Genomic DNA, 26,247 nt, shown 5'->3' with positions numbered 1-26,247 from the left:
GATCATGACCGTCTCGACCGAAAAGACCTCCGTCCGCCTCTCCCGTCGCGGCCTGCTCGCAGGCTCGGCCGCCGCGGCCGGCGCCTTCAGCTTCGGCTTCACGATCCCCTTCGGCAGCGAAGCCCAGGCCCAGGCGCAAGGCGCCGTCCCCGAGATCAACGCCTGGGTCGTGGTCCATCCCGACGACAAGGTGGTGATCCGCATCGCCCGCTCCGAGATGGGGCAGGGCACGCTGACCGGCCTCGCCCAGCTCGTCGCCGAGGAGTTGAACTGCGACTGGACCAAGGTCACGACCGAATATCCGACGCCGGGCCAGAGCGTCGCGCGCAACCGCGTCTGGGGCAATTTCTCGACCGGCGGCAGCCGCGGCATCCGCGAGTCGCATGAGTATGTCCGCAAGGGCGGCGCGGCGGCGCGGATGATGCTGATTCAGGCGGCTGCGAATGAATGGAAGGTGCCTGCCGCCGAATGCGCGGCCGACAAGAGCGTGATCACGCACAAGGCCTCGGGCCGCTCGCTGCGCTACGGCCAGGTCGCGGCCGCCGCCGCCAAGATCGAGGCGCCCAAGGATGTCCCGCTCAAGGATCCGAAGGACTGGATCATTGCCGGCAAGCCGCTGCCGCGCCTGGACACGGCCGACAAGACCAACGGCAGCAAGATTTACGGCATGGACCTGAAGATGCCGGGCATGCTCAACGCCGCGATCAAGGACTGTCCGGTCTTCGGTGGCAAGGTGAAGAGCTTCGACGCCGCCGCGATCAAGGCCATGCCGGGCGTCAAGCATGTGCTGCCGGTCGGTGACAGCGCCGTCACCGTCGTCGCCGACACCTGGTGGCAGGCCAAGACGGCGCTCGATGCGCTGCCGATCGTCTGGGACGAGGGCGAGCATGCCAAGGTGTCCAGCGAAAGCCTGGCAGCCTGGCTTAAGGAAGGGCTCGACGCCCCGAACGCCGTCGTCGGCAACCAGAATGGCGACGTCAAGGCGGCGATCGCCGGTGCTGCCCGCACCATCGAGGCCGTCTACTCCTATCCGTTCCAGAACCATGCCTGCATGGAGACGATGAACGCGACGGCGCTCTACACGCCGGAGAAATGCGAGGTCTGGACGCCGACGCAGAACGGCGAGGCGGCGCTTGCCGCCGCAGCCGAGGCGTCGGGCCTGCCGATCGCCAAATGCGAGGCTTACAAGATCGACCTCGGCGGCGGCTTCGGCCGGCGCGGCGCGGTGCACGACTGGGTCCGCCAGGTCGTCGTTATCGCCAAGCAGATCCCCGGCACACCGGTCAAGCTGATCTGGTCGCGCGAGGAGGACATGCTGCATGGCCGCTTCCACCCGCTGACGCAGTGCAAGCTGACCGGCGCCCTCGACAAGGATGGCAACCTGACCGGGCTGCACATGCGCATCTCCGGCCAGTCGATCGTCGCGGGCATCTTCCCGCAGAACATCCAGAACGGGCGCGATCCGGTGGTCTTCCAGGGCCTCAACCCGCCGGGACCGGAAGCCTCGATCGGCTATTCGGTGCCCAACCTGCTGATCGACCACGCCATGCGCAATCCGCATGTGCCGCCCGGCTTCTGGCGCGGGGTCAACCTGAACCAGAACGCGATCTATCTCGAATCCTTCATGGACGAACTGGCGCATGCCGCGGGCAAGGACCCGCTGGAGTTCCGCCGTGCCCTGATGAAGAACCATCCCAAGCATCTCGCCGTGCTCAATGCCGCGGCCGAGAAGGCGGAATGGGGCAAGCCGCTGCCGGCCGGCGTCTTCCGCGGCATCTGCCAGACCATGGGGTTCGGCTCCTATGTCGCGGCCGTCGCCGAGGTCTCGGTCAGCGCTGACGGCAAGCTCAAGATTCACCGTATCGTTGCCGCGACCGACCCCGGCCATGCGGTCAACCCGGCGCAGATCGCGCGCCAGGTCGAGGGCTCCTTCGTCTACGGCCTGTCGGCTTCGCTTTATGGCGAGATCACCATCAAGGACGGCCGTGTCGAGCAGGAGAATTTCGACACCTATGAGGTGATGCGGCTGGAGGCGATGCCGGCGGTCGAGACGGTCCTGGTGCCGTCGGGCGGCTTCTGGGGCGGTGTCGGCGAGCCGACGATCGCGGTCGCGGCGCCGGCCGTGCTGAACGCGATCTTCGCCGCGACCGGCAAGCGCATCCGCAACCTGCCGATCAAGAACGCCGATCTCAAGAAGGCGTGAGAGCGACGGCCGGAGTGATGTTGCGTCTGGCGCTCGCCGGGGCCGTGCTGGCATCCGGCGGCGCCTCGGCGCTCGAATCCTACACGGTCGTTGGCGACGCCATTCCGCGTACCCTCGGCGGGCTTGCCGGCAACTCGGCGCGGGGCGCGGCGCTGGTGCGCGATCGCGAGCGCGGCAACTGCCTGATCTGCCATCAGGGCACGGACGCCTCCGAGCCCTTCCAGGGCACGATCGGGCCGCCGCTCGCTGGCGTCGGGGCTCGTCTCGATGCGGGCCAGATCCGCTTACGGCTGGTCGATGCCTCCGTGCTCAACCCGCAAACGGTGATGCCGCCCTATTTCCGGACGGAAAACCTGCATGATGTCGCCCCAACCTATCGGGGCAAGCCGGCCCTCTCGGCCCAGGAGATCGAGGATGTCGTCAGTTATCTCGCCTCGCTCAAGACGTTCTGAAGCCGGCCCTGACCGCCGCAGCGTCCTCGCCGGCGCAGCGGCAGGCCTGCTGGTCGCGACCTTGCCTGCGCGCGCGGCCACCGACATCTCGCCCGAGCGCGCGCAGCTGATCGCGCGCATCACCGAGGGCGCACTGCCGGAGCGCGGCCGCATCACGCTCGACATCCCCGCTTTGGTCGAGAACGGCAATTCGGTCGACACCCGCATTCTCGTCGAGAGCGCGATGACCGAGGCCGATCATGTCCGCTGGATCCATCTGATCGCCGAGAAGAACCCGTTTCCGGACATGGCGCGGTTCCATCTCGGCCCCCGCGCTGGCCGCGCCGAAGTCGCGACCACCTTGCGGCTGTCGCAGTCGCAGACGGTGACAGCGGTCGCGGCGCTGAGCGGCGGCGGCTTCGTCATGGCCGATGCCGACATCGTCGTGACGCTGAGCGCCTGCATCGACGGCGGCTGAGGAGAGCCCGATGAGCTTCAACGCCCGCATCACCCTGCCGGCCCAGGCCCGCGCCGGCGAGATCGTCGAGATCAAGGTGTTGACCCGCCACCCGATGGATCGCGGCGGCCAGTCCGACGGCAAGGGCGGCACCGTGCCGCGCATGATCCTCAACCGTCTGACCGCGACCTATGCCGGCGAGCCGATATTTCGTCTCGACATGCACACCGGGGTCTCCGCCAACCCCTTCGTCTCCTTCACGACGCGGGCGGTTGCGACCGGCGACATCGTCTTCGAATGGCGCGAGGACGGCGGCGCGACCTACACTCGGACTGCAAGGCTGACCGTGACGTGAGGCCGATGGAGCTTCCGGTTCTAATCGTGCGCGAGTCATCCCGGGCGACCAATGGGAGACCCGGAATCTATGCCGGAACGCCTACCCGGAAAGGTCCCGGAATGGATCCCGGATTTCCGCTTCGCTACGTCCGGGATGACTCGCGTGTTTGTGGAGCAATCGGGTTTGCCCTTGCGCTGGCATGCTTCGTCCTCCAGCCCAGCCCCGCCTTCGCCGACATCAAGTCCGGTACCGAATTCCTCTCCCCCGAGATGCGTCGCCAGCAGGCCGACGAGACCCGCAATCCCGCCTTCTTCTGGGTCGAGCAAGGTCGCGAGTTGTTCAGCCGCAAGCCGTCGCCGGAGGGGCAGGCCTGCGCCTCCTGCCATGCCGAGCCGCAGCAGAGTCTGCGCGGCGCCGCGACGCATTATCCGCAGGTCGATGCAGCCAGCGGCAAGCTGCTCAACCTCGAAGGCCGGATCGAGCAATGCCGCGTCGAGCGGCAGGGACAGCCGGCCTTCGGCTATGAAAGTCCCGAGCTTCTGGCGATGACGGCCTATCTCGGCTCGCTTTCACGCGGGCTGCCGATGGATGTGAAGACCGATGGCGCGGCAAAACCCTATTACGAGGCGGGCAGGGCCTTCTTCGAGCGCAGGCAGGGCCAGCTCAACCTGTCCTGCCAGCAATGCCATGACGGCCTCGTCGGCCAGAAGCTGCGCGGCGACACGATCAGCCATAGCGCCGGCACCGGCTACCCCGCCTATCGGCTCGAATGGAACGATGTCGGCTCGCTGCACCGACGCTTGCGCGCCTGCTCGCTCGGCGTCCGCGCGACGCAGTTCGACTACGGCTCGCCGGAATATCTCGCGCTCGAGCTTTTTCTCGCCGGGCGGGCGAGAGGGCTGCCGGTGGAGACGCCGGGAATCCGGCGTTAACTCAAGCCCGTCTTGGTTCGGAAACACCGCGTCATCCTGGACAAGCGGCGCAGCCGTGCAGCTCCGGGATCCATCGGAGGGCTCAACGCTCTACGATGGATCCCGGGACGACCTTCGGTCGCCCAGGATGACGGTGCGTATCCTGCTGTCCTCAGAGCTTCTTGCCGTCCTTGTCGAACTGCTTGAGATAGGCGGTGAGGTCCTTGACCTCCTGCTCGTTCTTGATGCCGGCGAAGATCATCTTGGTGCCGGGCATCTTGGCCTTCGGGTCCTTGATGTAGTCGGCGAAGACCGCGTCGTCCCAGGTCAGGCCGGCCGCCTTGTTGGCGGGCGAGTAGCTGTAACCCTCGATCGAGCCGGACTGGCGGCCGAACAATCCGTTCAGCATCGGGCCGATCGTGTTCTTCGCGGTTTCGCCGAGCTGATGGCAGGCGCGGCACTTGTTGAAGGACCGCTCGCCGGCGGCAACGTCCTGAGCATGGGCGGAGGTTCCAAGCAGCAGGGCTGCGGCAAGGATCGAGGCGCTGGCAAGTATTGCTTTCATGGTCTTTCCTTCGTCGGTCAGGAGGTTTTGCGCCCGTCAGGTGAACATGTCGGCGCAGATGGCGTCGTACCAGGCGATGTTCTCGGCCTGGATCTGCCTGCGAATCTCGGCGCTTTCGCCCGGCTGCGAGATGAAGGTCTCGACCGCGGCAATGCGGCCGTCCTTCGGCTCGTAGCGGCCGCCGACCTTGATCGCGTCGTCGGTGTCGACCAGGCTCCAGCAGGTGTTGAGATAGCGCGCCGGGAAGGTCTGGGCGCCGACGAGCTCCCCGCGCAGGATCATCGCCGCGACCTTGGCCTGGTTGTTGGCGGAGAAGGCCGATTTCGGCATGTCGCCGGCATTGCAGGCATCGCCGAGCACGACGATGTTGGAATCCACCACCGACTTCATCGTCGCCGGGTCGATGGCGCAGTATCCCCCGGCCGGGGCGAGGCCCGCATCGCGCGCGATCGCACCGGCCATCTGCGCCGGGATCACGTTGACGAAGGCGCAGTTTTCATAGGTCTCGAAGCCGGTGACGACGGTGCCTGTCTTCGGATCGACTGATGTGATGCCGTCATGCACCTTGGGGCCGAGCCATTCGATCATGGCGCTATAGCGCTTCTCCCAGTCGGGCATGAACACGCCTTGCTTGGAGAAGCTTTCCTTGGGATCGAGGATGACGATGCGGGCCTTGTTGCGGCCGCTCTGCTGCAGCACATGCGCGAACATCGAGGCACGCTCATAGGGGCCGGGCGGGCAGCGATAGGGATTGGGCGGGGCGATCATCACGATCGTGCCGCCATCGGGCACCGCGTCGAGCTTCTCGCGGATCAGTTGCGTCTGCCGTCCGGGTTTCCAGCCATGCGGCATGGCCTCCTCGGCCTCTTTCGACCAGCCCGGCACGGAATCATAGTTCAGGTCGATGCCGGGCGAGAGCACGAGCCGGTCGTAGGGCAGGCGCCGGCCATCGCTCAGCACGACCTCCTTGCGGTCGCGGTCGATCTGCGTGGCGCGGCTGCGGACGAGCGCGATGCCATGGGTCGAGGCGAGAGCGTCGTAGCGATGGACGATCTCCTCATAGCGCTTGAAGCCGCCGATGAAGAGATTGGAGTGGAAGCAGGTCTGGTAGGTCTCGTTCTCCTCGACCAGCGTCACCGCAATCGCGCCGGCACTGTCCTTCGCGAGATACTTGGCCGCCGTCGCACCCCCCGGCCCGCCGCCGACGACCACGACGCGCGGTTTCGCCTGTCCGAGGACGGCGGGCGCAGCCAGCGTTCCCGCCGCGAGCACGGCACTGGTGCCTGCCATCCAATCGCGTCGCGTCGGTTTCATCGGCCTGTCCTCCACGCGTTCACGGCTTCGCCACCAGAGCGCCGAAATAGGCGGCGAGCGCAGTCATCTCGTCGCGGCTCAGCCTTGCGGCGATGGTCTGCATCGTTGGGTTGTCGCGCTGCTTGCGGCCATAGGCGTCGAGCGCGGCAACGAACTGCTCCTCCGGCCAGCCGATGATCGGCGGGATGCCGCCGCTGCCGCGGCCGGAGAGCTGGTGGCAGCCGGTGCATTCGGCGGCGAGATATTCGCCCAGCGCCCGGTCCCCGGCGGCCTCGCCAGGCGCGGCGGCAAGCAGAAAAGCCGCGACGCCCGTCAGGGCAAACCCTGCGGGACGTCGCGCATGCCGCCATCTCGTCCTGTGCCTGCCCAAACCGGGCTCTCCCATCGTCATCGTCCACCGGTCGCCCGGCCTCCGCTGCGCAAAGCAGCAGAGTGGCAAGGCGGGATGATGGAGCCGGACTCCTTTTTGGAAGAGTTCTCAGGTTCCGTCTTTCACGATCCTGTCAGAGGTTCGCGAGCAAGGGCGGCCGCCGCAGATCCAGTCAGCCCTGCGCTGGTCGGGAGGCACGCGGGAATGTTTGAGAGTGGCTACGGAGCATCAAGCTGAGCGGTTTGGTCAGGCTTGGCCCGATACGCCTCCGGGATGACGAAAACCCGATCGGCACGAGCATAGCCGCCATCGGCGACCTCCTCGATCAGCACCATGGTGTGTGGCCTCGCGGCTTCCGAGAAATACTCGACCAGCAAGTCCGTCACCCGATGGGCGATCTGCTCCTTCTGAGCCCGGCTCAGCGCGGCTTCGGGCGTCTTGATGTTGACGAATGGCATGCGGCTGTCCTTTCGGGACGAGGTTTTTGAGAGTGCGAGCCTGGCTCGCTGCGGCTGTCGAGGTGGCTAGGCGTCAGCGCCTCGCCGGCAGTGGCGGGACCGTCAGAAACGCCAATTGGCGGGCACCCAAGCATAGCCGTTGTCGATCTTCAGCATGCGGCCGAGGCCCGGAAACGGGTAGTGGAAGCCCAGGACCAGCATCTGCTCGGCTGCTGCCCGGTCGAAGATGCGCCGACGGATCTGCCGCGCGGCCTCCTGATCGCGGTCCGGGCCGGGTCGCCATGGCCGATCAATGTTGACGACCGGATGGTAGGCGAGGTCGGTTGTCAGCAGCAGCTGCTCGTCGCCCGAATGGACCAGGAAAGCGACCATGCCGGGGGTATGGCCCGCAGCCGCGATGGCTGTCAGGCCGGGCAGGATCTCCCCGCCGGGCTCGTAGAGCTCGATCTCCCTGGCGACCGGCTCGACACTGCGCTTGATGGCCGCGCCGAAACGGCGCCGAAAATCCTCCGGCACGGGCATGTAGGACAGGTCGGGGTCGCCGCTCACGAAGAAATCCCAGTCCGCCTTCGGAGCGAACACCTGCGCACGCGGAAACGCCTTGCCACCATCGGCCGTTCGCAGGTTGCCGACATGGTCCGGGTGGGTGTGAGAGATGACGATGGCGTCGATATCGTTGGCGCTCAGGCCGATCGTCGCGAGATTGGCGAAGACCCTGCCGGCATTCGGTCCCATCGTGTCGCCGGCGCCTGCTTCCAGCAGAACCCGCCTGCCGCCTGCTTCAAGCAGGAGCGTGTTGAGGTTCAGGGTCAGATGATCGGTTGGCAGGAAGGCGCGTCGCAGCGCCGTCTGGAGTTCGACCTCAGGGGCATCGCCTGCATAAATCCGGGGCGGCCCTCCGATGACCCCGTCGCTGAGTACTGTCGCGTGAATGTCGCCGATGCGGAACTGATAGACGCCGGCATTGCCTGGGGGACGCACGACCGGCTGGTCAACGGCTCTGCCTGTGCCGAAGGCTGGCGCGAGGCCGGCTCCCGCCGTTGCAGCAGACAGCATGATCGTACGGCGGTTGATGGTCAGGCGGCTCATGTCGTGCGTTCCCGTCAGCTGGTCCGGTTTCGTCCAGCCAAGATGACAGCGGCTCAGCGCGCAGATAAGACTTGCAGATCCGATCAGCTTGATAAGGCATGCTTTGCAATGAGCGCTGTTCGCCTCGACAGCCTGGAGGCCTTTGCTGCGATCGTCCGCTGCGGCGGCTTCCGTGCTGCAGCCAGGGAGAGGCAGGTTTCGTCATCCGCGTTGAGCCAGACGGTGGCCTCCCTGGAAGAGGCGTTGGGAATCCGGCTTCTGAACCGAACGACGCGAAGCGTGGCGCCGACCGAGGCGGGCGCACGCCTTCTCCAGCGACTTGGACCGGCCCTTCGGGACATTCACGACGCGCTCGGCGATCTCGATCTGCTCCGGGACACACCTTCGGGCCTGATCCGGATCAACGCCCCGGCCCCGGCGGTGGATCATGTCCTATGTCCCCTCGTGTTCGATTTCATGCGTCTCTATCCCGACGTGAAGGTCGAACTCGTCAGTGACGGCGCGCTGGTCGATATCGTCGAGCAGGGCTTCGATGCCGGCGTCCGCTTCGGGCGGCAATTGGCGCAGGACATGATCGCCACAGCGCTCGGGCCGGCATTGCGATATGTGATCGTGTGCTCGCCGGCCTATCTCAAGACGCGGGAAAGACCCTCCTGTCCGCAGGAGCTGATCGCGCATGACTGTATAGGCCGCCGTTTTCCCGGCGGAACGATCGCCTCCTGGGAGTTCGAGAAGGAGGGGGAGGCGTTGGAGATCGTGCCCCAGGCGCGGCTCACGCTGGGCTCGGCGCATCAGGAGCTTCAGGCTGCGCTGGCGGGGCAGGGGATCGCCCACGTCTTCGATGACTATGCCAGGCCGTTTTTGAAGGATGGCCGATTAATCGAGCTGATGCCCGACTGGAGCCGCAAGCTGCCGAGCTGGTACCTCTACTATCCCAACCGCCGGCACCCGAGCGCTGCCATGCGTGCGTTTCTTGATCATGTCAGGTCCCATTCCGTGGCATAGCCATGGCGCATGGCGCTCCAGATCGGTGCCTGATCCGTCAATCGAACTCCTTGCGGAATTTCTCGCTGACGGTGGCCGACTGACGGAAGCGGCCGATGGAAAATGGGTCCAGCGGCGTCGGCGTCGCGCCGTCGATGATCATCTCGCTGAGGCACAGGCCCACGCCGGGGCCGATCTGGAAGCCGTGGCCGCAGAAGCCGAAGGCGTGGAACAGGCCGGGCGTCGTCTCGCTCGGCCCGATCACCGGAATCATGTCGGGCAGATAGGCCTCGATGCCGGACCAGACGCGGATGACGTGGCAATGCGCGAGCATCGGCGCGACCCGTGCCAGCGCCCTCATCGCCGCGAGCGTCTTGGCCGGAGGCACCGGCGCCCGGTTCGCGACGGGATCGGCCGCCGTACGCGGATAGCCGGCCAGGATGATGTTCCCGCGCGGGATCTGCCGGAAGATCACCGAGCCGTCGATGGCCTGCACCGAGGGTGCGATCATATAGGGAAACGGCTCGGTCACGAACTGGGGCGGGCCGGCGGGGAAGACCGGCGCCGTCTCGCCGAAACGCTCGGCGATCTCCAACGCCCAGGCTCCGGCGCTGTTGACGAGGGCGCCGCAACTCAGTGTCGCGCCGTCCGCCAGAGAAAGGACGAAGCCATCGCCGCGGCGCTCTGCGCCCGTGACGCATGTGTTTTCGCGGATGATGGCGCCATTCCTTGCCGCTGCGCGCATGATGGCAGGCGTGGCGAGGCGCGGATTGGCCGTGGCGTCGCGGGCGGAGAAGGTGGCGGCGACAGCGCGTTCGCCGAGCCAGAGCCAGCGCCGCCTGAGATCGGCCGGGCCGAGGCGCTCGATCCTGAGCCCATAAGACTCGGAAACCTCGGCATAGCCCTCAAGCTTGGCGTGCTCCTCTGCATCATAGGCGAGATAGAGATGGCCGGACTGCTCGAACTCGCAATCCTCGCCGATCAGCGCGTCGAAATCCTCCCACAGCGCCTGGGATCGCAAAGACAACGGGTACTGGCCGGGAAAGCGGCCCTGGAGCCGAAGGTTTCCGAAGTTCACGCCGCTCGACTGCGCGCCGACCACGCCTTTTTCGAGCAAGGTGACGCGTTGGCCGCGCCGCGCCAGGAAGAAGGCGGTCCAGGCGCCGATCAGCCCGCCGCCGATGATCGCGACATCGCTCGTGCGGTCGCTCATGCCGGATCTCCGGCGGCCGCAAGTGCGATCGGCTTGATCGGGGCCTGACCGCGCAGCCGGCCGGCAAGGGCACCGTCCTGTCCCGCCTCTGCGGCCACGATCTCCTGCAAGGCGGGGCCGCAGACACGGCCCTGGCAGCGGCCCATTCCGCAGCGCGTCATCGCCTTGACCCGGTTGACCTCGATCGGGCCGAATTCCCGGCACATCTCAGCCCGCACCGCGCCGACCGTCACATTCTCGCAGCGGCACAGCGTCACGGAATCGGACAGGGCGGCGATCTGCGCGGTCGGCCAGGCGAAAGCACGCGCCAGCCCGCGTTGAAAATTGCGCAGACGCTTCACCCTCCGCGCCAGCCGCCTCACCACCTCGATATCCTGCGGGTGGCTGAGATCGGAAAGGATCGCGTGGGCGGCCAGCGCACCGCTCGCTTCGGCGGCGTCGGCGCCACCGATCCGCACGCCATCCCCGGCGAGATAGAGACCGGGCCGGGCACGCCCCAGGCCGTCGATCTTCGGCAGATGCAGCCTGAAGCCGGGGTCGTAGGCGAACTCCGCCCGCGCGAGGTCGGCGAGTTGCGTCTCCGGCTTCAGGCCGTATCCGAGCGCGACCGCGTCGCAAGCGAAGCGGTGTTCACGGCCGCGCTTATCGCGCAGCACCAGAGCCTCGACCCGGTTCTCACCCTCGACGGCGACAGGGGTTACGCCGTGCAGCATCGGCGTGCCCGCGCGCAGCGACGCGGCCATGTACCAGATGCCCCGCCGGAGCGTCCGCGGAGCCCGCAGCAGCGCCGGCAGCGCGGCGACCTTGGCGGCCAACGGCGTCGTATCGGCGATGACTGCGATCTCCGCACCCATGTCGCGATACTGCTTCGCGGCGAGCGCCAGCAGGGGCGAGGAACCCAGGAAGGCGACGCGGCTTCCGATCAGGCAACCCTGATCCTTCAGCGCGACCTGCGCTCCGCCGAGCGTGAACACACCGGGCAAGGTCCAGCCGGTCAGGGGCGCGACCCGGTCCATCGCGCCGCTGGCGATCAGCAGCTTGTCGAAATCGAGTGTCTGGGCTTGCCCATCCCGCAGCAGGTGCAGCTGGTTGCCGTCGATAGCCCAGACCAGCGTGCGCGGCCGATAGTCGATCTTCGGCCGCAACATCTCAAAACGGCGATGCAACGCCGTGTATTTCCCGGCCTCCGAGCCCATCAGCCTGTTCATGTCGAGCGCAAGATCGTCGGCCGGGCGCCGATAGCCTTGTCCGCCCGCCTGCGCGCTCTCGTCGATCAGGACGGGCCTCAACCCCTTGGCGCAGAGCACCTCGGCTGCGCTGATGCCGGCCGGGCCGGCACCGATGATGACGATGTCAGCCATGGCCACCGGCCATCGGCCGCGGGTCGGCAAACAGGGTCATCCCGTCGGCGACCGGCGCGGTGCAGGCCCTGAGCCTGCCGCCTTCCGCACTCCAGACCCAGCAATCCTGGCAGGCGCCCATCAGGCAGAAGCCGGCACGCGGTTCAGCCCCGAATTCCAGCCGGCGGATCAGGGCTCCGCTCTCGAGCAGTGCCGCGAGCACGCTGTCGCCGATGGTCGCCCGGATGACCGTGCCTTCGAAGCTGAGCGTCGCTGGCTGTCCGGCGCGAATTGCGACGCGGCGGAACTGGGCCTTCGGAGCGTCCATGTCGGGAACTCGGTATTTATCTCAATGCGATAAGAGTTCGCGAATATTGATAAGGCGGGCGTCGCGCTGTCAAGCGCCTCCTGGCTTGCGGCTCAGACCCGCGAGATGGCGTGCGCGGCGGCGATGACCAGCGAGGAAAACCGCGAGACGACCTCGGCATGGCTGTAGCGCGAGGTCGAGGTGGCGATGTTCACGGCGGCCTCCGGGCGGCCGTGATGATCGACGATCACCGCCGCGATCGAGGCGTCGCCGAGATAGACTTCCTCGAAGGCGGTGGCGTAACCCTGCGCCGCGGTCTGGCGCAGCTTCTCGCGCAGGACGTCGCGTTGCCACGTCGTCGAGGGCGTGTGGGCCTTGAGATCGGACGCGTCGATGATCGCCATCGCCTCGTCCTCCGGCAGCCGCGACAGCATGGCGATGCCCGGCGCCGTGGCATAGGCCGGCATCCGCGTGCCGATGATGACGTCGGTGTTCAGCACATGGCGGCTGAGGAAGCGCGAGACGAAGATGATCTCCGGTCCCTCGCGCACGGTGAGGTTGACCGTCTCCTCCGTCTCCTTGCTGAGGTGCATGAGATAGGGCATCGCCCGGTCGAGCAGGCGGCTGCTGCGCACGAAATGGTAGCCGAGATCGAGCGTCTTCGCGGTCAGCTCGAAGCGCTTGGTCTGGGCATCCTTGCGCAGATAGCCGAGCTTGGTCAGCGTGTGGGTGAAGCGCTGAGCGGCGCTGACATCCATCCCCGTCTCGGAGGCGACCTGCGACAGGTTGAGCGTCTGATGCTGACGGCCGAAGGCGGACAGCACCCGGAACGCCTTCTCGACCGAATTGACCATCAGCGCATCGTTCTTGCGCCCGGCCTGATCGGCCGGGGCCGCCGCCGTCTTGCGGCTGCTCTGTGTCGCTTCGGTCGTCGTCATCGGGGCCGGTTCTCCTGGCTCGATCAATGGCTGCGGCCAACGGCCTTGACAAGGTGAGGCATTCGCGCAGAATATTCAATAGAAGTTATCGCATACCAATAAATACTCATCGGAGAGCGGCATGAAGGACTCTGTTCTGGTCGAGGTGCGTGGCGCTGTCGGCATCCTCACCCTCAATCGGCCGCAGGTCCTCAACGCCTGGAACGCGCCGATGCGCGCCCGCCTGGTCGAGGCGCTCGACGAGCTGGAGGGCAATGAGGCGGTGCGCGCCATCATCCTGACGGGCGCCGGCGAGCGCGCCTTCGGCGCGGGGCAGGATCTCAACGAGACCAAGACCTTCGACGCCGACAGGGCCGAGGAGTGGATGGGCGAGTGGGAGCGCCTCTATGACCGGCTGCGTTCGCTCTCGAAGCCGATCATTGCGGCGTTGAACGGCGTGGCGGCGGGGTCTGCTTTCCAGGTTTCGCTGCTCTGCGACCTGCGCATCGGCCATGAGGGCGTCACCATGGGCCAGCCGGAGATCAATTCCGGCATCGCCTCGGTGACCGGCCCCTGGATCATGCGCGAGATGATCGGCATCGCCCGCACCATCGACCTGACCCTGACCGGGCGGATGATGGATGCCGACGAGTGCTTCCGGATCGGCCTGATCAACCGGATCGTGGCGAAGGAGAAGGTGATGGAGGCCGCGCTGACGCTCGCCACCGAACTCGCCGGCAAGCCACCCGTCGCGATGCGTCTCAACAAGGCCCGCTTCCGCGAGGTCACCGAGGACAGCTTCCGCGAGTGCCTCAAGGCCGGCATCCGCAACCAGCGCGAAGCCTACGCCACCGGCGAGCCGGCCCGGATGATGGAGCAGTTCCTGGCCGTTCGCGCGGCGCGCAAGAGCGCCTGACGGGACCAAGAGCGCCTGACGGGAAGACGCATCTGACGATCTTATCACCCACGGGGAAATGCGGAAAACCGCTTGAAAGGGAGATGACGATGACCACCACGACGACCAGACCGACACGACGCGCACTGCTGCAGCTGGCGGGTGGAGCCGCAGCCGGCGTCCTCGCGGCGCCTTATCTCGCGGGAACCGCACAGGCGGCGACCCAGATCATCGTCGCTGACCCCGGCGGGCCCTTCGGCCCGGCCTTCCGCAAGGCCTTCTACGATCCCTTCGAGAAGGCGACCGGCAACAAGGTCGTCAATGTCGCGCGCGAGGCCGAGCCGACGGCGCAGTTCAAGGCGATGGTCGAGACCAAATCCTATACCTGGGACGTCTGCACGCTGACGCTCTCGGCCCGCGACATCCTCGCCGGCCAGGGCTTGCTCGACCCGATCGGCTTCACGCATGCCGACGTGCCCAAGCTGATGCCGGAGGCGATCTCGCCTCTCTATATGGGCACGGACGTCTATTCGACCGTCTTCGCCTACCGCACCGACCGCGTGAAGAATGCGCCTGCGAGCTGGGCCGATTTCTTCAATGTCGAGAAGTTCCCGGGCCGCCGCGCGCTGCGCAAGAACCCGATCGACACCATCGAGCAGGCGTTGCTCGCCGATGGCGTGCCGCTCGACAAGCTCTATCCGCTCGACGTCGACCGTGCCTTCAAGGTGCTCGACAAGATCAAGCCGCATGTCGCGGTCTGGTGGACTGGCGGCGCCCAGTCGACGCAGCTGCTCCAGAGCGGCGAGGTCGACATGCTGCCGGGCTGGAACGCCCGCCTGCAGGCGGCGATCGACGGCGGCACCCCGGCCAGGATCGTCTGGAACCAGGGCCTCTATTCGATCGAGGGCTGGGGCCTTCCGAAGGGCGGACCGAAGGCCGATGTCGCGCGCCAGTTCGTGCGTTTCTGCTCGGACCCGAAGGCGCAGGCGCTCTTCACCGAGATCCTGGCCTATGGCCCGACCAATCTCGACGCGTACCAGACGATTCCCGCCGAACGCGCCAAGGTTCTGCCGACCTCGCCGGAGAACCTGAAGCAGATGGCGATCGCCGACGAAGCTTGGTGGAGCGCCAACCGCGCCAAGGTCAGCGAGCGCTTCAACGCCTGGCTGCTGACCTGACAGCCATGACGACGACCGCGGCAAAGCCCGACGCAAAGCCGATGCAGGCGAAGCTCGTCATCGAAGGCCTGTGCAAGCGCTATGGCGCGACCACCGCCCTTGAGCCGAGTTCGCTCAGCGTCGCCGAGGGCGAGTTCCTGACCTTGTTGGGGCCTTCGGGCTCCGGCAAGACGACGCTGCTGCAGCTGATCTGCGGCCTCGTCGATGCGAGCGAGGGCAGGGTGGTGATCGACGGGCGCGACCAGTCGCGCATGCCGGTCCACCAGCGCGATATCGGCCTCGTCTTCCAGCACTACGCATTGTTTCCGCATCTCACCGTCACCGAGAACATCGCCTTCCCGCTGAAGATGCGCGGCCGCCCGGCATCCGAGATCGCCAGGCGTGTCGCAGACACGCTGGCGATGGTTCATCTCGGCCATCTCGCTAAGCGCTTTCCGCGCGAGCTCTCCGGCGGCCAGCAGCAGCGCGTCGCGCTCGCACGCTGCTTCGTCTACCAGCCCTCGATCATCCTGATGGACGAACCGCTCGGCGCCCTCGACAAGAAGCTGCGCGAGCACATGCAGATCGAGATCAAGCGGCTGCACCGCGAGAGCGGCGCCACCATCGTCTATGTCACGCATGACCAGGAGGAGGCGCTGGCGCTGTCCGACCGGATCTGCCTGATGAACCACGCCAGGATCGAACAGCTCGGCACGCCGCGTGAAATCTACGAGCGGCCCCGCACCGCCTTCGCGGCCGATTTCATCGGCATTTCCAACATCTTCCGCGGCCGCTGGAACGCCAATGGTTCGCTCGAGACCGCCCATGGCCGCTTTGCCCTGCCGCTGGGCGTACAGAGCCCCTGCGCCGAGCCGGCGCTCGTCATCCGCCCCGAACATCTGCGGCTGGGCTCAGGCGAAAGCAATGCCGTCACGGGCAGCGTCGGCGAGATCGTCTATGCCGGTTCCGAGACTCGCGTGATCGCGACCCTCGCCGACGGCGCCCAGCTCGTGCTGCGGCTCGGTCCCGACGACGCGGTCCCCGCCATCGGAGAGACGATCGTTGCCGGCTGGGCCCGCGAGCGGGCGGTCCTTGTCGCATGAGCGTGGTCGCGACATCAGGTGTAACCGCGCGAAGGGCAGGCGGCTTCCGCTTCGGAGCACTCTGGCTTGCCGTGCCCGGCCTGCTCTTCCTGGCCGTGTTCTTCGTCTGGCCGGTCGCGCAGCTCCTGGGCCTGAGCCTGTTCGATCCCGACAGCGGCAAGGCCTCGATCGCGACCTATGAGCGGATCGCTGCGACCGACGTCTATCTGCGCGTGCTCGGCATCACCTTCCGCATCGCCGGCTACACCGCGCTCTATTCGCTGCTGATCGGCTATCCGCTGGCCTATTGGTTGTCGCGCCTGCCCGACATGTACCGCGGCCGCATGCTGCTTTTCGTCATGGTGCCGTTCTGGACGAGCTATCTCGTCAAGACCTTCGCTTGGATGATCCTGCTCGGCCGCAGCGGCATCATCAACTCGCTGGCGACGGGGTCCGGCCTCGTCGATCAGCCGCTGCCGCTTTTGCACAACGAGTTCGGCGTCATGGTCGGCATGGTCCACGCCATGGTCCCGCTCGCGGTGATGACGATGCTGCCGGTGATGGCCGGGATCGACCGCAGGCTCGTCCAGGCGGCACAGACGCTCGGAGCCTCGCCGGCGCATGCCTTCTGGTTGATCTACTTCAAGCTCTCCCTGCCGGGCGTCGCGGCGGCAGGCCTGCTGGTCTTCATCTCCTCGCTCGGCTTCTTCATCGTGCCGGCCTTCCTGGGAGGGCGCCGCGAGACGATGCTGGCGCAACTCATCATCACCCAGGTCCAGGAGCTGCTGAACTGGTCGTTCGCCGGCGCGCTGTCGGCGATGATGCTGGTGGCCGCACTGGTCTCCTGCGTGATCTACGACCGCCTCTTCGGGCTCTCGACCATCGCCGGCGGCTCGGCACAGGTCGGCACCGGCCGCATCCGCGACCTCGGCCTGGCGATCCTGACTGCTGTCGCCACCCTCGCAGGCCATCTCGCGACACTGGCGCGAGCCCTGCTCGGCAAGCGCGTTTGCGCGATGCTGCTGCCCGGTTTTTGCTGGCTCATCATCGCCTTCCTGGTGCTGCCGACGCTGCTCGTCATCCCGCTCGCCTTCACCTCCTCGCAATTCCTCGAATTCCCGCCGCCGGGCTACGGGTTGTCCTGGTTCAGGACCTATTTCGAATCCCCGCTCTGGATCCAGGCGACCATCCGGTCCTTCCTCGTCGCTTTCGCGACCGCGATCGCGGCGACCGCCATCGGCGGCTTCACGGCGCTTGCCCTGGCCAACAGCCGCACGCGCTGGAGCGGGCTGATCTTCGCCTTCTTCCTCGCGCCGATGATCGTGCCGCGCATCATCATCGCGGTCGGGCTGTTTTACCTCTTCGCGCGGATCGGGCTGGTCGCCACCGATCTCGGCCTCGTCATCGGCCACACCGTGCTCGCCATCCCCTTCACGCTGGTGACGATGGCGGCGGTCCTGAAGGGCTATGACCAAAGACTGGATCAGGCAGCCGCGACGCTCGGCGCCAACCGGCTGCGGACGCTCACGGGCGTCACGGTTCCGCTGGTTAAGGGCGGCCTCGTCGCCGCCTTCCTGTTCGCCTTCATCACCTCCTTCGACGAACTCTCCATCGCGATCTTCGTCAGCGGCGGCGTCAAGACCACTTTGCCGAAGCAGATGTGGGACGACATGATCCTGCAGCTCAACCCGACGCTGGCGGCGGTCTCCGTCGTCGTCTTCATCGTGGTGACGCTGATGCTGCTGGTCGCCGAGCGTTTCCGCTCATCCTCCTCGTCCTGAACGCGAGTCCAACGACCGACCATGATGCCCACCGACGATGCCGGCTTTGTTGGCCTCCTGATTCAGCGCGCCGCGCGCGAGCCCGAGCGAATCTATGCCCGCTTCTGCGGCGAGGCGGTCAGCTACGCCATGGTCGAGGCTCGCTCGGCCGCCTTCGCCGCGCATCTGCGCCTGCGCGGCCTGAAGCCCGGCGACCGTGTCGCGGTGATGATGCGCAACTCGGTCGCGACCATCGCCGTGGTCTTCGGCCTGGCGCGCGCCGGCATCGCCTGGGTCCCCGTCAATGCGCAGCAGCGCGGCGAGGGCCTGCGCTACCTCCTGACCCACCCGCAGCCGAAGCTGATCGTCGTCGATACCGATCTGGCCGAATTGGTCGAAGAGGCGCTGGTGCGCGAAGACGTGCCGCCGATCCTGAGGCAGGGCTTCGAACTCGACTCGATCCTCGAAGACGGCGCACGCTTCGACGAGCCCGCGCCGTCGCCCGATGCCGTCTTCGCGATCATGTACACTTCCGGCACGACCGGGCGGCCCAAGGGCGTCGTCGTCTCGCACCGGATGTTGCGTCTGGCGGCGGAAGGGGTCGGCCGCGTCTCGGCCACCAAGCCCGGCGAGGTGCTCTTCGTCTGGGAGCCGCTCTACCATATCGGCGGCGCTCAGCTTCTACCCCTGCCGATGATCCGCGACGTCACGCTCGCTATGGTCGATCGCTTCAGCGCCAGCCGCTTCTGGAACCAGGTCAAGGCGGAGGGCGCGAGCCATATCCATTATCTCGGCGGCATCCTGCAGATCCTGCTGAAGCAGCCGGCCAGTCCACTCGACCGCGAGCATGGCGTGCGCATCGCCTGGGGCGGCGGCTGTCCGCCCGATATCTGGCCGCAGTTCCGCGACCGCTTCGGCGTCGAGATCCGCGAATGCTACGGCATGACCGAAGCGTCCAGCATCACCACCTGCAACGATTCAGGCGTGGTCGGCTCGGTCGGCCGGCCGATGCCCTGGTTCGGCGTCCGGCTGCTCGGAGCCGACGGCGCGCCTGTCGCGATCGGCGAACGCGGCGAAATCATCGTCGACACCGATGTCGAGGGCGCGATCTTCCCCGGCTATCTCGACAATCCCGACGCAACGGCGAAAGCGCTGCGCAATGGCGCGCTCCACACAGGCGATCTCGGTTCCTTCGACGCGGACGGCAATCTCTATTTCCACGGCCGCATGACCGACAGCGTGCGCTGCAAGGGCGAGAATGTCTCGGCCTGGGAGGTCGAACATGTCGCCGCCGAGCATGCCGATGTCGAGGACTGCGCCATGATCGGCGTCGCGTCGGATGTCGGCGAGCAGGACATCAAGCTCTTCGTCAAGCCGCGCGAGGGCGCGGCCATCGATGCGGCCGCCCTGTCCGACTGGCTGGCCGCGCGTCTCGCTCCCTACCAGAACCCGCGCTACATCGCCTTCGTCGCGGATTTCGAGCGCACGGCGAGCCAGCGCATCATGAAGCACAAGCTCTCAGCCCAACTCGACGATGCCTGGGATCGTGCGGCCTTGGCGATGGCGCGTTGAGATGGCGAGCTGCGACATCCTGATCTCGGGCACCGGCTCGTTTGCAGCCCGCATCGCCTTCGATATCGCCGCGGTGGCGGCCGAGCCGGTCGAGGTGATCATCGCCGGCCGCAACCGCGACCGCCTCGACTGGCTGCGCACGGCGGCGAATGCGCGTGCGGCCATGTTCGGCAGCAAGGCGCGCTTCACGGCGCACCCGATCGATCTGCTGGCTCCCGATGCCTCCGACACGCTGTTGGCGGCCACGAATCCGCGCATCGTCGTGCAGGCCGCCTCGATCCAGACCTCGCAGGTCATCGCCCAGAGCGGCAATGCCTGGACCCGCCTGGTGGCCGAAGGAGGGTTGAGCGCGACCGCTGTCTTCCAGGCCTTGATCAGCTCCCGCGTCGCCGCCGCGATCACGCGCCGCGGTATGCCGGTGACGCTGGTCAACTGCAGCTTTCCCGACGTGGTCAATGGCATCATCGTGGCGCTCGGCCATGCCGTCTCGTGTGGCATGGGCAATGTCGCGATCCTCTCCAACGTCTTCGCCGGATCGGCCGCGATGCCGCCAGGTGCCGAGATCAAGGTTCTCGCGCATTACCAGAATCTCGCCGCATGGCGCCGCCGGCCCGACGAGCGTGGCGGGCGGGCGCCGCGCGTTTGGCTTGATGGCGAAGAGGTGGAGGACGTCTACGGACGTTTCGCCGAAATCCAGCTCACCCCTGAACCGGTCATCGAGATATCCGGAGCGAGCGGCGTCCCCATGCTGCTCGCCCTGGCGGCTGGGCGGCCGTGGAGCGGCCATGTGCCAGGTCCGAACGGGCTGCCCGGCGGCTATCCTGTCCGCCTGACGGATGGGGCGCTTGATCTCGACCTTCCAAACGGCGTGACAGAAGCTGAGGCGATTGCTTGGAACGGGACATTCGAGGCAGAGAATGGTCTCGTCGTGTCGCCCGAGGGCCATCTCGGCTTCACCGGCATCCTGGGCGAAAGGCTCTCCGAGCATGTCCCCGCTCTTCGCAATGGCTTTGCCGTGCGAGAGCTGGAAGCTGTTTGCGAGGAGCTGCTTCAGCTACGCGCGGTCTTGATGCTGAAGTCCCGGTGAGCCATCGCGGATGGGTTGCGGCCAGTGCCGAGCCGGCCGACCGGATGACGCTCGGCGTCCAGGCAAAGTTCACATGTACTGCCGCGGTCAGCGACCGACGTCCACCGCATTCCGGACGGGTTCGCAGTGTTCGATCAGCATCTCCGTCAGAATTCGGATCTTTCGAGCGGGGTGCAGTCCCGGCGGTCGCACGACATACGCGCCGGCGGGAGGGGGCGGGTAATCCGTCATGACCGGCACGAGCGCGCCGGATTCCAGATGGTCATGCGTAAGGCCATCCGGGAGCCAGGCGATGCCGAGGCCTGCAACCGCAGCGGCAAGCAATGCAGTGCCGTTGTCGGCCTTGAAGCGGCCCTGCGGACGAACCGTTACAGTCGTGTCGCCATCCATGAACTGCCAGGCTTCGGTGCCCTGCATGAGCGCTTCATGGGCAACGATCTCGTCCGGCGTGGCGGGTGACCCATGCGCTGCGATGTAGCCGGGGCTGGCGACCAGCTTTCCGTAGATCGGCCCAATCTGTCTCGCCATCAGACGAGAGTCCTGGATGTAACCGACCCTGATCGCGCAATCGTAGCCTTCCGAGATGAGGTCGACGAACCTGTCCGTGTAGCAGGTGTGGATCTGGAGCTGCGGGTGACGACGCGCCATGTCCGCCAGCGCCGGGGCAAAGTGCGTCGGGCCGAACGACAGCGGCGCAGCGACCCGCAAGCGGCCACGAAGTTCGCCTCCTGGTACGATGAGGTCCCGCGCAATGTCGATCTCGGCGCAAGCTCTTGCGGCATGGTCCCGGAACGTCGCGCCAGCTTCCGTGAGCGCGGCGCCGCGGGTGGTTCGTACCAGAAGCTGGACGCCGAGTTCCGCTTCGAGCCGGAAGAGTCTGCGGCTGACGATGGACTTGGACACCCCGAGCCGGCGCGCCGCTGGCGAAACGCCCCCGGCGTCGGCGACTTCGACGAACGTCTCCAGATCACTGATCTCCAATTCGGCGTTCCCCGTTCTGCGACACAGCTGGGCAGAGCATGAGGCTACCGCACTGCCAGGAGGAACGGCAATACGAGGCAGCGCTGCTGTCGGCGCATTCCGCCTGGCAAGCGTCCACTCCTCCATGACGTCGAATGAGGATAGCAATGACCTTTCGTAACGGCCTCAAATCGCTCCTTCGCCCCGAAGACTCGGTCCTCGTCCTGATCGATCACCAGCCTTACCAGCTCACAAACCTGAACAGTCACGACCCGCATATGGCGGTCAACAACGCTACGGGTCTGGCGAAGGCCGCCAAGGCATATGGCGTCCCGACGATCCTCACGAGCGTGCTCGCTGACCGAGGTGGGGCCATCTTTCCGCAGATCACCGACGTCTTCCCCGGCCAGGAGGTGATCGACCGGATGCTGATCAACACCTGGGAAGACCAGAAGGTCGTCGACGCGGTCAAGAAGACCGGCCGCAAGCAGCTGGTCATCGCCGGTCTGTTCACGGAGATCTGCGTTGCAATGCCGGCGATTCAGGCTGCCGGCGAAGGCTGGGACGTGACGGTTATCACGGACGCCTGCGGCGGCGTGTCCGTCGAGGCCCATCAGGTGGCGATCCAGCGCATGATCGCGGCCGGCTGTAACATGATGACGTGGATGGCGCTCGCGTGCGAATGGCAGCGCGACTATACGCGGGCCGGGACCCTCCCTGCGTTGGTCGAGCTCCTCAAGGATCACATGGCCGGCAGCGGCATGGCGTATCTGTGGGAGCAGCAACTGCTCAACACCCCGGTGCCGGCCGCCGCGGGCTGATCCAAGCGGGGATGGGATGGCGAGGCACTGGCGCGATGCCTTGCGCAGACTGGGCCCGGGTGCCTCGTCATTCCTCTCTCGCCGTAAAGTGGCGGCGAGTTTTCCTCTGCCATGACAATCCCGATCCGCCGCGATAGGCTGTCCGTTCGTTTCGAATGTTGCGTGGACCGGAGGCTGATCGATCGTCATGGAATGGGTGATCATCGGCCTCGCTTTCGGTTTCTTTTTCTTCATCGTCGTTCCCCGGGCGGCGCTTCAGGCGTCCGGACGCAGCACCGCTGCGCTCGATCAGATCGCACAGCTGAAATCCGAACTGGCCATACTCCGTGACGAACTGGCGGCGCTGAAGCGCGGCGACGTCCCGGTCCCTGCCGCTTTCGGGGCGACGGGCGTCGCGCCTGCTGAGGGCGAGCCGTTGCCAGCGGTGATCGGGCCGGAGCCCTGGGAGTCTGTCGCGGTGCCCGAGCCGGCCGCGCCGGCAGCCCCCACGCTCGAGGAGATTCAGCCAGAAGAAGTTCCGCCCCAAGAGTTTCCACCCCAACAGGTCCCGCCCGAAGAGATCGCGCTCGCGGCTCGGACGGGGGACGAAACAATCTACGAGCCCGCAGCCGACGCCGTTCCTGCGTCCTTCGACCGCTTCGCGCAGGAGGCCAGTCCGGAAGCAAAGGCGGAAACCGCGGCGCCGCCACCGCGGCGCGACATCGAGGAAACCATCGGCTCGCGCTGGGCCGTCTGGGTTGGCGGCGTGGCCCTCGCCTTCGGCGGCCTGTTTCTCGTCCGCTACTCGATCGAGGCCGGCATGTTCGGGCCCGGGGTCCGGCTGCTGATGGGCGCGGCCTTCGCCCTCCTGCTGGCCGGCGCCAGCGAATATCTGCGCCGTCGCGAGGCGCCGCTGCCCTTCATCGCGCCGGGCGCGCTGCGCAACGCCAACATCCCTTCCGTTCTTGCCGGTGTCAGCGTCCTGGCCGGGTTCGCGGTCGTCTTCGCCGCTCATGCCATCTACGGCTTCATCGGCCCGACGATCGCCTTCGTGCTCATGGCGCTGATCGGCCTTTCGGCGCTCGCAGCCTCGCTGCTTCACGGGCCGGCGCTCGGACTTTTCGGCCTGGCCGGCTCCTATGTCACGCCCTTCCTGATCGCCAGCACGGCCCCGGCCTTCGCTTCGCTCTCGCTCTTCATCGCGTTCGTCACGGCCACCGCCTTCCTGCTGCACGCGTGGCGCCCGAGCCGGATCGTCACTCTGGCGGCGGTCGCCGGCCATGGCGCCTGGACCGTGCTGATCGCCTTCGCCATGCGCGGGCTGCTGTGGCCCTCATTCCTGATCGTGGCCGGCGCCGTCCTCGCCTGGCTGCTGTTGAAGGAACTGCCGCTGCTGCGCCGGCGCGGCGAGGTTGCGCCCTGGCGCCCGGCCTCCTTCGATATCACTGGCCTTGCAGCCATCGCCGTGCCGCTGGTCATCTCGGGCGTGCTCTGGGTCGGGCTGGGCGCGCCGGGGCCGCTGCATGTCGCAATCCTCGCGACCGTCGCGGTCGGCATCATCGCGTCGGTCCGCCATCGCGACCTCGCGCCCCTCGCTCTTGTTGCTGCCGCAGGCGCGGTCGGCATGGTCCTGCTCTGGCCCCGCCAGGAAGGCCCGCTTGGCCTCTCGCCTGCGACCCTGCTCGACCTCGTCAGGCTGAGCATCGCCCCCGACGCCGGGCCGGGGCTGGCCTGGACTGCCGCGCTCTTCGCCGCTGTGGTCGGCGGTTTGCCCTTCGCGGCGCTGGTCACGCGCCGCTGGGCCGGCTCCGGCGGCTATATCGAGCGCGGCTGTCTTGCTTTCGCCTCGGCGCTGGCGCCGGTCTGCCTGCTGCTGGCGACGACGCTGCGCGTCAACGGCTTCGAGCGCGCGCCTGGCTTCGCGGCGCTGGCGGCGCTTCTGGTCGCGGCGCTGTTCCTCGCCTCCGAGTTCCTTCTGCGGGTCGAGCGTGCCAGCACCAGATCGCAAAACCCGCTCGCGCTTGTCGGCTCCGCCGCCTATGCCGCCGCCGGTGCGATCGCGCTGGGCCTCGCCGTAGCGCTGGCCCTGCGCGAGACCTGGCTGGTGGTGGGCTTCGCGATCTCTGCTGCCGGCCTCGCCATCCTCGCTCGCGCCCGCCCGATCCCGCTGCTGCGGACGATGTCGGCCAGCCTCGCGACCGCGGCTTTCGCCCGCTGGATCTGGGATCCGATCCTCACCGAGATGGGGTCATGGCCGCTGCTCAACTGGCTGATCCCGGCCTATGCCCTGCCGGCCCTGTGCTTCTGGGTCGCCGCGCTGGCGCTGCGCGACGGGCAGGATCGGCCGAGGACAGTGCATCAGGCGCTCGCCGCCTTCTTCACCGCCGCTTTCGTGCTGCTTCAGATCCATCAGTTCTTCGTCGGCCCCGATCTCAGGCTCGATCTCGCCTGGATCGCTGGCCACTATGTCCAGCCGCGCAACCGGCTGTTCGAGGAGGTCGCCTGCCTGGTCATTGCGACAGGGCTGCTCGGCGCCGGCTTCCAGCGTCTCGGCCGCTCGGCCGGCAACGCGCCCTTCCGGATCGCGGGGCTCGCCGCCGCCGCGCTCACGATGCTTCTCGCCCTCGGCGGGCTCGGGGCCTTGCTCAATCCGCTCTTCGACGGCACCAGCGTCGATGGTTGGCCGGTGCTGAACCGGCTGCTCTGGTATGTCGTTGCCGGAGGTGTGCTTGGAGCGCTGGGCTTTGCGAAGGGACGCAGGGACAGCTCGCCGGTCGCGGATGCGCTGAGCGCTTGCGGCGCCTTTCTGGTCTCGCTCGGGGTCGTACTGATCACTCGGCAGGCCTTTGCCGGGCCGCAGCTCTCGCCGGTGGACGGCGCTTCGGTCGGCTATGCCGAGGCCGTCATGATAGCGATCGTGCTGATTGCCCTGACCGCCGCGGCACGGCTCTGGCATGACGCTGCGCGGGGCGAGATCGCGCGGCTCGGCGTCCTGACGCTGGGGGGCATCGCGATCGGCTGGGCCGTGCTCGCCTTCGGCTTCGGCCGCAATCCGTTCTTCGACGGTCGCGCGGTCGAGGGGCCGGTCGTCTTCAACCGCATTCTCTGGGGTTATGGCTCGACGGCCCTGGCCCTTGCCGGCGCTGCGTGGTGGCTGCGCGACGGCTTTGACAGGCTCGCACGCGCCTTCGGGCTGGCCTCGGCCGCAGCCGCCATCGGCTGCGCCTTCCTGCTGCTGCGCCACGCACTGCACGGCCCCTATCTCTCGTCGGAGGTGCCGATCACCCTGGCCGAATCCGGCATCTACGCCTCGCTCGCCTTCATCCTGGCCATCGCGGTCATGATCGGCGGCTCCGTCCGCTGGCAGGGGCGCAATGTGCCGGTCGATCCGCTGGCCGCGACGCTGGCGGCCTGCGCAGTCTTCGCCGGTGTAGCCCTCATCGCCAGCCCGGCGATGACCGGCCAGCCTCTGGCCGGCGTCCTGATCCTTGACAATGCGCTGATCGGCTATCTGCTGCCCGCGGCTCTTGCCTTCGCAGCCGCCGCCTGGGCGCGGGCCCATCTCGGCCGGCCGCTGGTCGCACGGGCCTATGGAGTCGCCGCCATACTGGGGGCGTTGGCCTATGTCGTCACCGAGGTCCGCCGGGCCTTCGTCGGTCCCGACCTGTTCAGCGCCAATGTCGGCGCCGGCGAACTCTACGCCTATTCGGCGGCGATCCTGCTCTATGGCGTCGCCTTGCTCGCGCTTGGCTTCCGGGCCCGGTCGCGCGACCTGCGCCTGGCCTCGCTCGGCATCGTCACCATCGCGATCTGCAAGGCCTTCCTCGTCGACATGTCGGGGCTGGAGGGGCTGCTGCGGGCCCTGTCCTTCATCGGCCTGGGCGGGAGCCTCGTCGCGATCGGCCTCGCCTATCAGCGCGTTCTGCGTCGAGGGACGGAGGTCACAGCGCCCGCCGATGCGTAAAAGGCAGCGGAGGCAAGTCTATCCAGCCGCGACCAAGATCTCGTCGCTCCGGCCGGCGGAAAACGGCGGCGCCG

The 26,247-nt window shown here is 67.2% G+C and carries 24 protein-coding genes; 14 read left to right on the top strand and 10 right to left on the bottom strand.

All coding sequences use genetic code 11. The features are described from left to right. Positions 1-4: 4 nt before the first annotated feature. The 5 genes from AC1DYU_RS11205 (at position 5) to soxA (ending at position 4,360) form a co-directional block, all read left to right on the top strand. Positions 5-2,203, top strand: coding sequence for a xanthine dehydrogenase family protein molybdopterin-binding subunit (locus AC1DYU_RS11205; protein ID WP_476791666.1), 2,199 nt, complete (start codon positions 5-7; stop codon positions 2,201-2,203). 17 nt (positions 2,204-2,220) lie between these two features. Continuing rightward, a complete protein-coding gene (gene soxX / locus AC1DYU_RS11200; RefSeq protein WP_476791753.1) occupies positions 2,221-2,655 on the top strand; it encodes a sulfur oxidation c-type cytochrome SoxX in 435 nt (144 codons plus the stop codon). Continuing rightward, positions 2,618-3,112, top strand: coding sequence for a thiosulfate oxidation carrier protein SoxY (locus tag AC1DYU_RS11195; protein WP_158485569.1), 495 nt, complete (start codon positions 2,618-2,620; stop codon positions 3,110-3,112). Before soxX ends, AC1DYU_RS11195 begins: the two co-directional genes overlap by 38 nt. A gap of 10 nt (positions 3,113-3,122) precedes the next feature. After that, on the top strand, positions 3,123-3,446 hold the full coding sequence (locus AC1DYU_RS11190; RefSeq protein ID WP_476791665.1) for a thiosulfate oxidation carrier complex protein SoxZ: 324 nt from the start codon (positions 3,123-3,125) through the stop codon (positions 3,444-3,446). 101 nt (positions 3,447-3,547) lie between these two features. Beyond that, entirely contained in the window at positions 3,548-4,360 is an 813-nt protein-coding gene (gene soxA, locus AC1DYU_RS11185; RefSeq protein ID WP_476791664.1) for a sulfur oxidation c-type cytochrome SoxA, read from the top strand. A gap of 151 nt (positions 4,361-4,511) precedes the next feature. Here the strand turns inward: soxA and AC1DYU_RS11180 are convergent, their stop codons facing one another. From AC1DYU_RS11180 to AC1DYU_RS11160, 5 genes are all read right to left on the bottom strand, one after another. Beyond that, positions 4,512-4,904 carry a c-type cytochrome gene (locus AC1DYU_RS11180; RefSeq protein ID WP_158485572.1) on the bottom strand — a complete coding sequence of 131 codons (393 nt, stop codon included), beginning with the start codon at positions 4,902-4,904 and terminating at the stop codon, positions 4,512-4,514. 36 nt (positions 4,905-4,940) lie between these two features. Beyond that, complete coding sequence (locus AC1DYU_RS11175) at positions 4,941-6,218, bottom strand: FCSD flavin-binding domain-containing protein (RefSeq protein WP_476791663.1); 1,278 nt, start codon at positions 6,216-6,218, stop codon at positions 4,941-4,943. A gap of 19 nt (positions 6,219-6,237) precedes the next feature. After that, positions 6,238-6,588 carry a c-type cytochrome gene (locus AC1DYU_RS11170; protein WP_476791662.1) on the bottom strand — a complete coding sequence of 117 codons (351 nt, stop codon included), beginning with the start codon at positions 6,586-6,588 and terminating at the stop codon, positions 6,238-6,240. Positions 6,589-6,806: 218 nt separating this feature from the next. After that, entirely contained in the window at positions 6,807-7,046 is a 240-nt protein-coding gene (locus AC1DYU_RS11165; protein ID WP_158485575.1) for a tautomerase family protein, read from the bottom strand. Positions 7,047-7,148: 102 nt separating this feature from the next. Further along, entirely contained in the window at positions 7,149-8,135 is a 987-nt protein-coding gene (locus tag AC1DYU_RS11160) for an MBL fold metallo-hydrolase (RefSeq protein ID WP_476791661.1), read from the bottom strand. A gap of 42 nt (positions 8,136-8,177) precedes the next feature. Between AC1DYU_RS11160 and AC1DYU_RS11155 the strand changes: the two genes are divergently transcribed. After that, complete coding sequence (locus AC1DYU_RS11155) at positions 8,178-9,140, top strand: LysR family transcriptional regulator (protein ID WP_476791752.1); 963 nt, start codon at positions 8,178-8,180, stop codon at positions 9,138-9,140. Between the two features lie 37 nt (positions 9,141-9,177). On the opposite strand, the gene AC1DYU_RS11150 is transcribed toward AC1DYU_RS11155, so the two are convergent. The 4 genes from AC1DYU_RS11150 to AC1DYU_RS11135 all read right to left on the bottom strand — a co-directional run bounded on the left by AC1DYU_RS11150 (position 9,178) and on the right by AC1DYU_RS11135 (position 12,917). Beyond that, a complete protein-coding gene (locus AC1DYU_RS11150; RefSeq protein WP_476791660.1) occupies positions 9,178-10,332 on the bottom strand; it encodes an NAD(P)/FAD-dependent oxidoreductase in 1,155 nt (384 codons plus the stop codon). Then, positions 10,329-11,693 carry an FAD/NAD(P)-dependent oxidoreductase gene (locus tag AC1DYU_RS11145; protein WP_476791659.1) on the bottom strand — a complete coding sequence of 455 codons (1,365 nt, stop codon included), beginning with the start codon at positions 11,691-11,693 and terminating at the stop codon, positions 10,329-10,331. The genes AC1DYU_RS11150 and AC1DYU_RS11145 overlap by 4 nt, the downstream gene beginning before the upstream one ends. After that, the gene (locus tag AC1DYU_RS11140; protein ID WP_476791658.1) at positions 11,686-12,000 is read right to left on the bottom strand and encodes a (2Fe-2S)-binding protein; all 315 of its coding nucleotides are present in this window, start codon (positions 11,998-12,000) and stop codon (positions 11,686-11,688) included. Before AC1DYU_RS11140 ends, AC1DYU_RS11145 begins: the two co-directional genes overlap by 8 nt. 92 nt (positions 12,001-12,092) lie before the next feature. Continuing rightward, positions 12,093-12,917, bottom strand: coding sequence for an IclR family transcriptional regulator (locus tag AC1DYU_RS11135; RefSeq protein ID WP_476791657.1), 825 nt, complete (start codon positions 12,915-12,917; stop codon positions 12,093-12,095). A 121-nt stretch (positions 12,918-13,038) separates the two neighbouring features. Between AC1DYU_RS11135 and AC1DYU_RS11130 the strand changes: the two genes are divergently transcribed. The 6 genes from AC1DYU_RS11130 (at position 13,039) to AC1DYU_RS11105 (ending at position 20,449) form a co-directional block, all read left to right on the top strand. Next, complete coding sequence (locus AC1DYU_RS11130; protein WP_158485580.1) at positions 13,039-13,812, top strand: enoyl-CoA hydratase/isomerase family protein; 774 nt, start codon at positions 13,039-13,041, stop codon at positions 13,810-13,812. A gap of 89 nt (positions 13,813-13,901) precedes the next feature. Beyond that, positions 13,902-14,969, top strand: a complete 1,068-nt coding sequence (locus AC1DYU_RS11125; RefSeq protein ID WP_476791656.1) for an ABC transporter substrate-binding protein — start codon at positions 13,902-13,904, stop codon at positions 14,967-14,969. A 5-nt stretch (positions 14,970-14,974) separates the two neighbouring features. Continuing rightward, complete coding sequence (locus AC1DYU_RS11120) at positions 14,975-16,051, top strand: ABC transporter ATP-binding protein (protein ID WP_476791655.1); 1,077 nt, start codon at positions 14,975-14,977, stop codon at positions 16,049-16,051. Further along, entirely contained in the window at positions 16,048-17,811 is a 1,764-nt protein-coding gene (locus tag AC1DYU_RS11115; RefSeq protein ID WP_476791654.1) for an ABC transporter permease subunit, read from the top strand. Before AC1DYU_RS11120 ends, AC1DYU_RS11115 begins: the two co-directional genes overlap by 4 nt. 21 nt (positions 17,812-17,832) lie before the next feature. Next, positions 17,833-19,362 (top strand): class I adenylate-forming enzyme family protein, encoded by a 1,530-nt coding sequence (locus tag AC1DYU_RS11110; protein WP_476791653.1) that lies wholly within the window; start codon positions 17,833-17,835, stop codon positions 19,360-19,362. A gap of 1 nt (position 19,363) precedes the next feature. Further along, positions 19,364-20,449, top strand: a complete 1,086-nt coding sequence (locus AC1DYU_RS11105) for a hypothetical protein (protein WP_476791652.1) — start codon at positions 19,364-19,366, stop codon at positions 20,447-20,449. A gap of 87 nt (positions 20,450-20,536) precedes the next feature. Here AC1DYU_RS11105 and AC1DYU_RS11100 read toward each other — a convergent pair whose 3' ends face one another. Next, on the bottom strand, positions 20,537-21,430 hold the full coding sequence (locus tag AC1DYU_RS11100) for a LysR family transcriptional regulator (RefSeq protein WP_476791651.1): 894 nt from the start codon (positions 21,428-21,430) through the stop codon (positions 20,537-20,539). Positions 21,431-21,576: 146 nt separating this feature from the next. On the opposite strand from AC1DYU_RS11100, the gene AC1DYU_RS11095 reads away from it, so the two are divergent. Next, positions 21,577-22,230 carry a hydrolase gene (locus AC1DYU_RS11095; RefSeq protein ID WP_158485587.1) on the top strand — a complete coding sequence of 218 codons (654 nt, stop codon included), beginning with the start codon at positions 21,577-21,579 and terminating at the stop codon, positions 22,228-22,230. A 187-nt stretch (positions 22,231-22,417) separates the two neighbouring features. Next, a complete protein-coding gene (locus AC1DYU_RS11090) occupies positions 22,418-26,173 on the top strand; it encodes a DUF2339 domain-containing protein (RefSeq protein WP_476791650.1) in 3,756 nt (1,251 codons plus the stop codon). Positions 26,174-26,247: the final 74 nt, after the last annotated feature.

The organism is Allobosea sp. P2_B12 (assembly GCF_056404835.1).
Note: the sequence above shows the minus strand (reverse complement) of the source record. Positions and strands in the feature narration are given on the sequence as shown.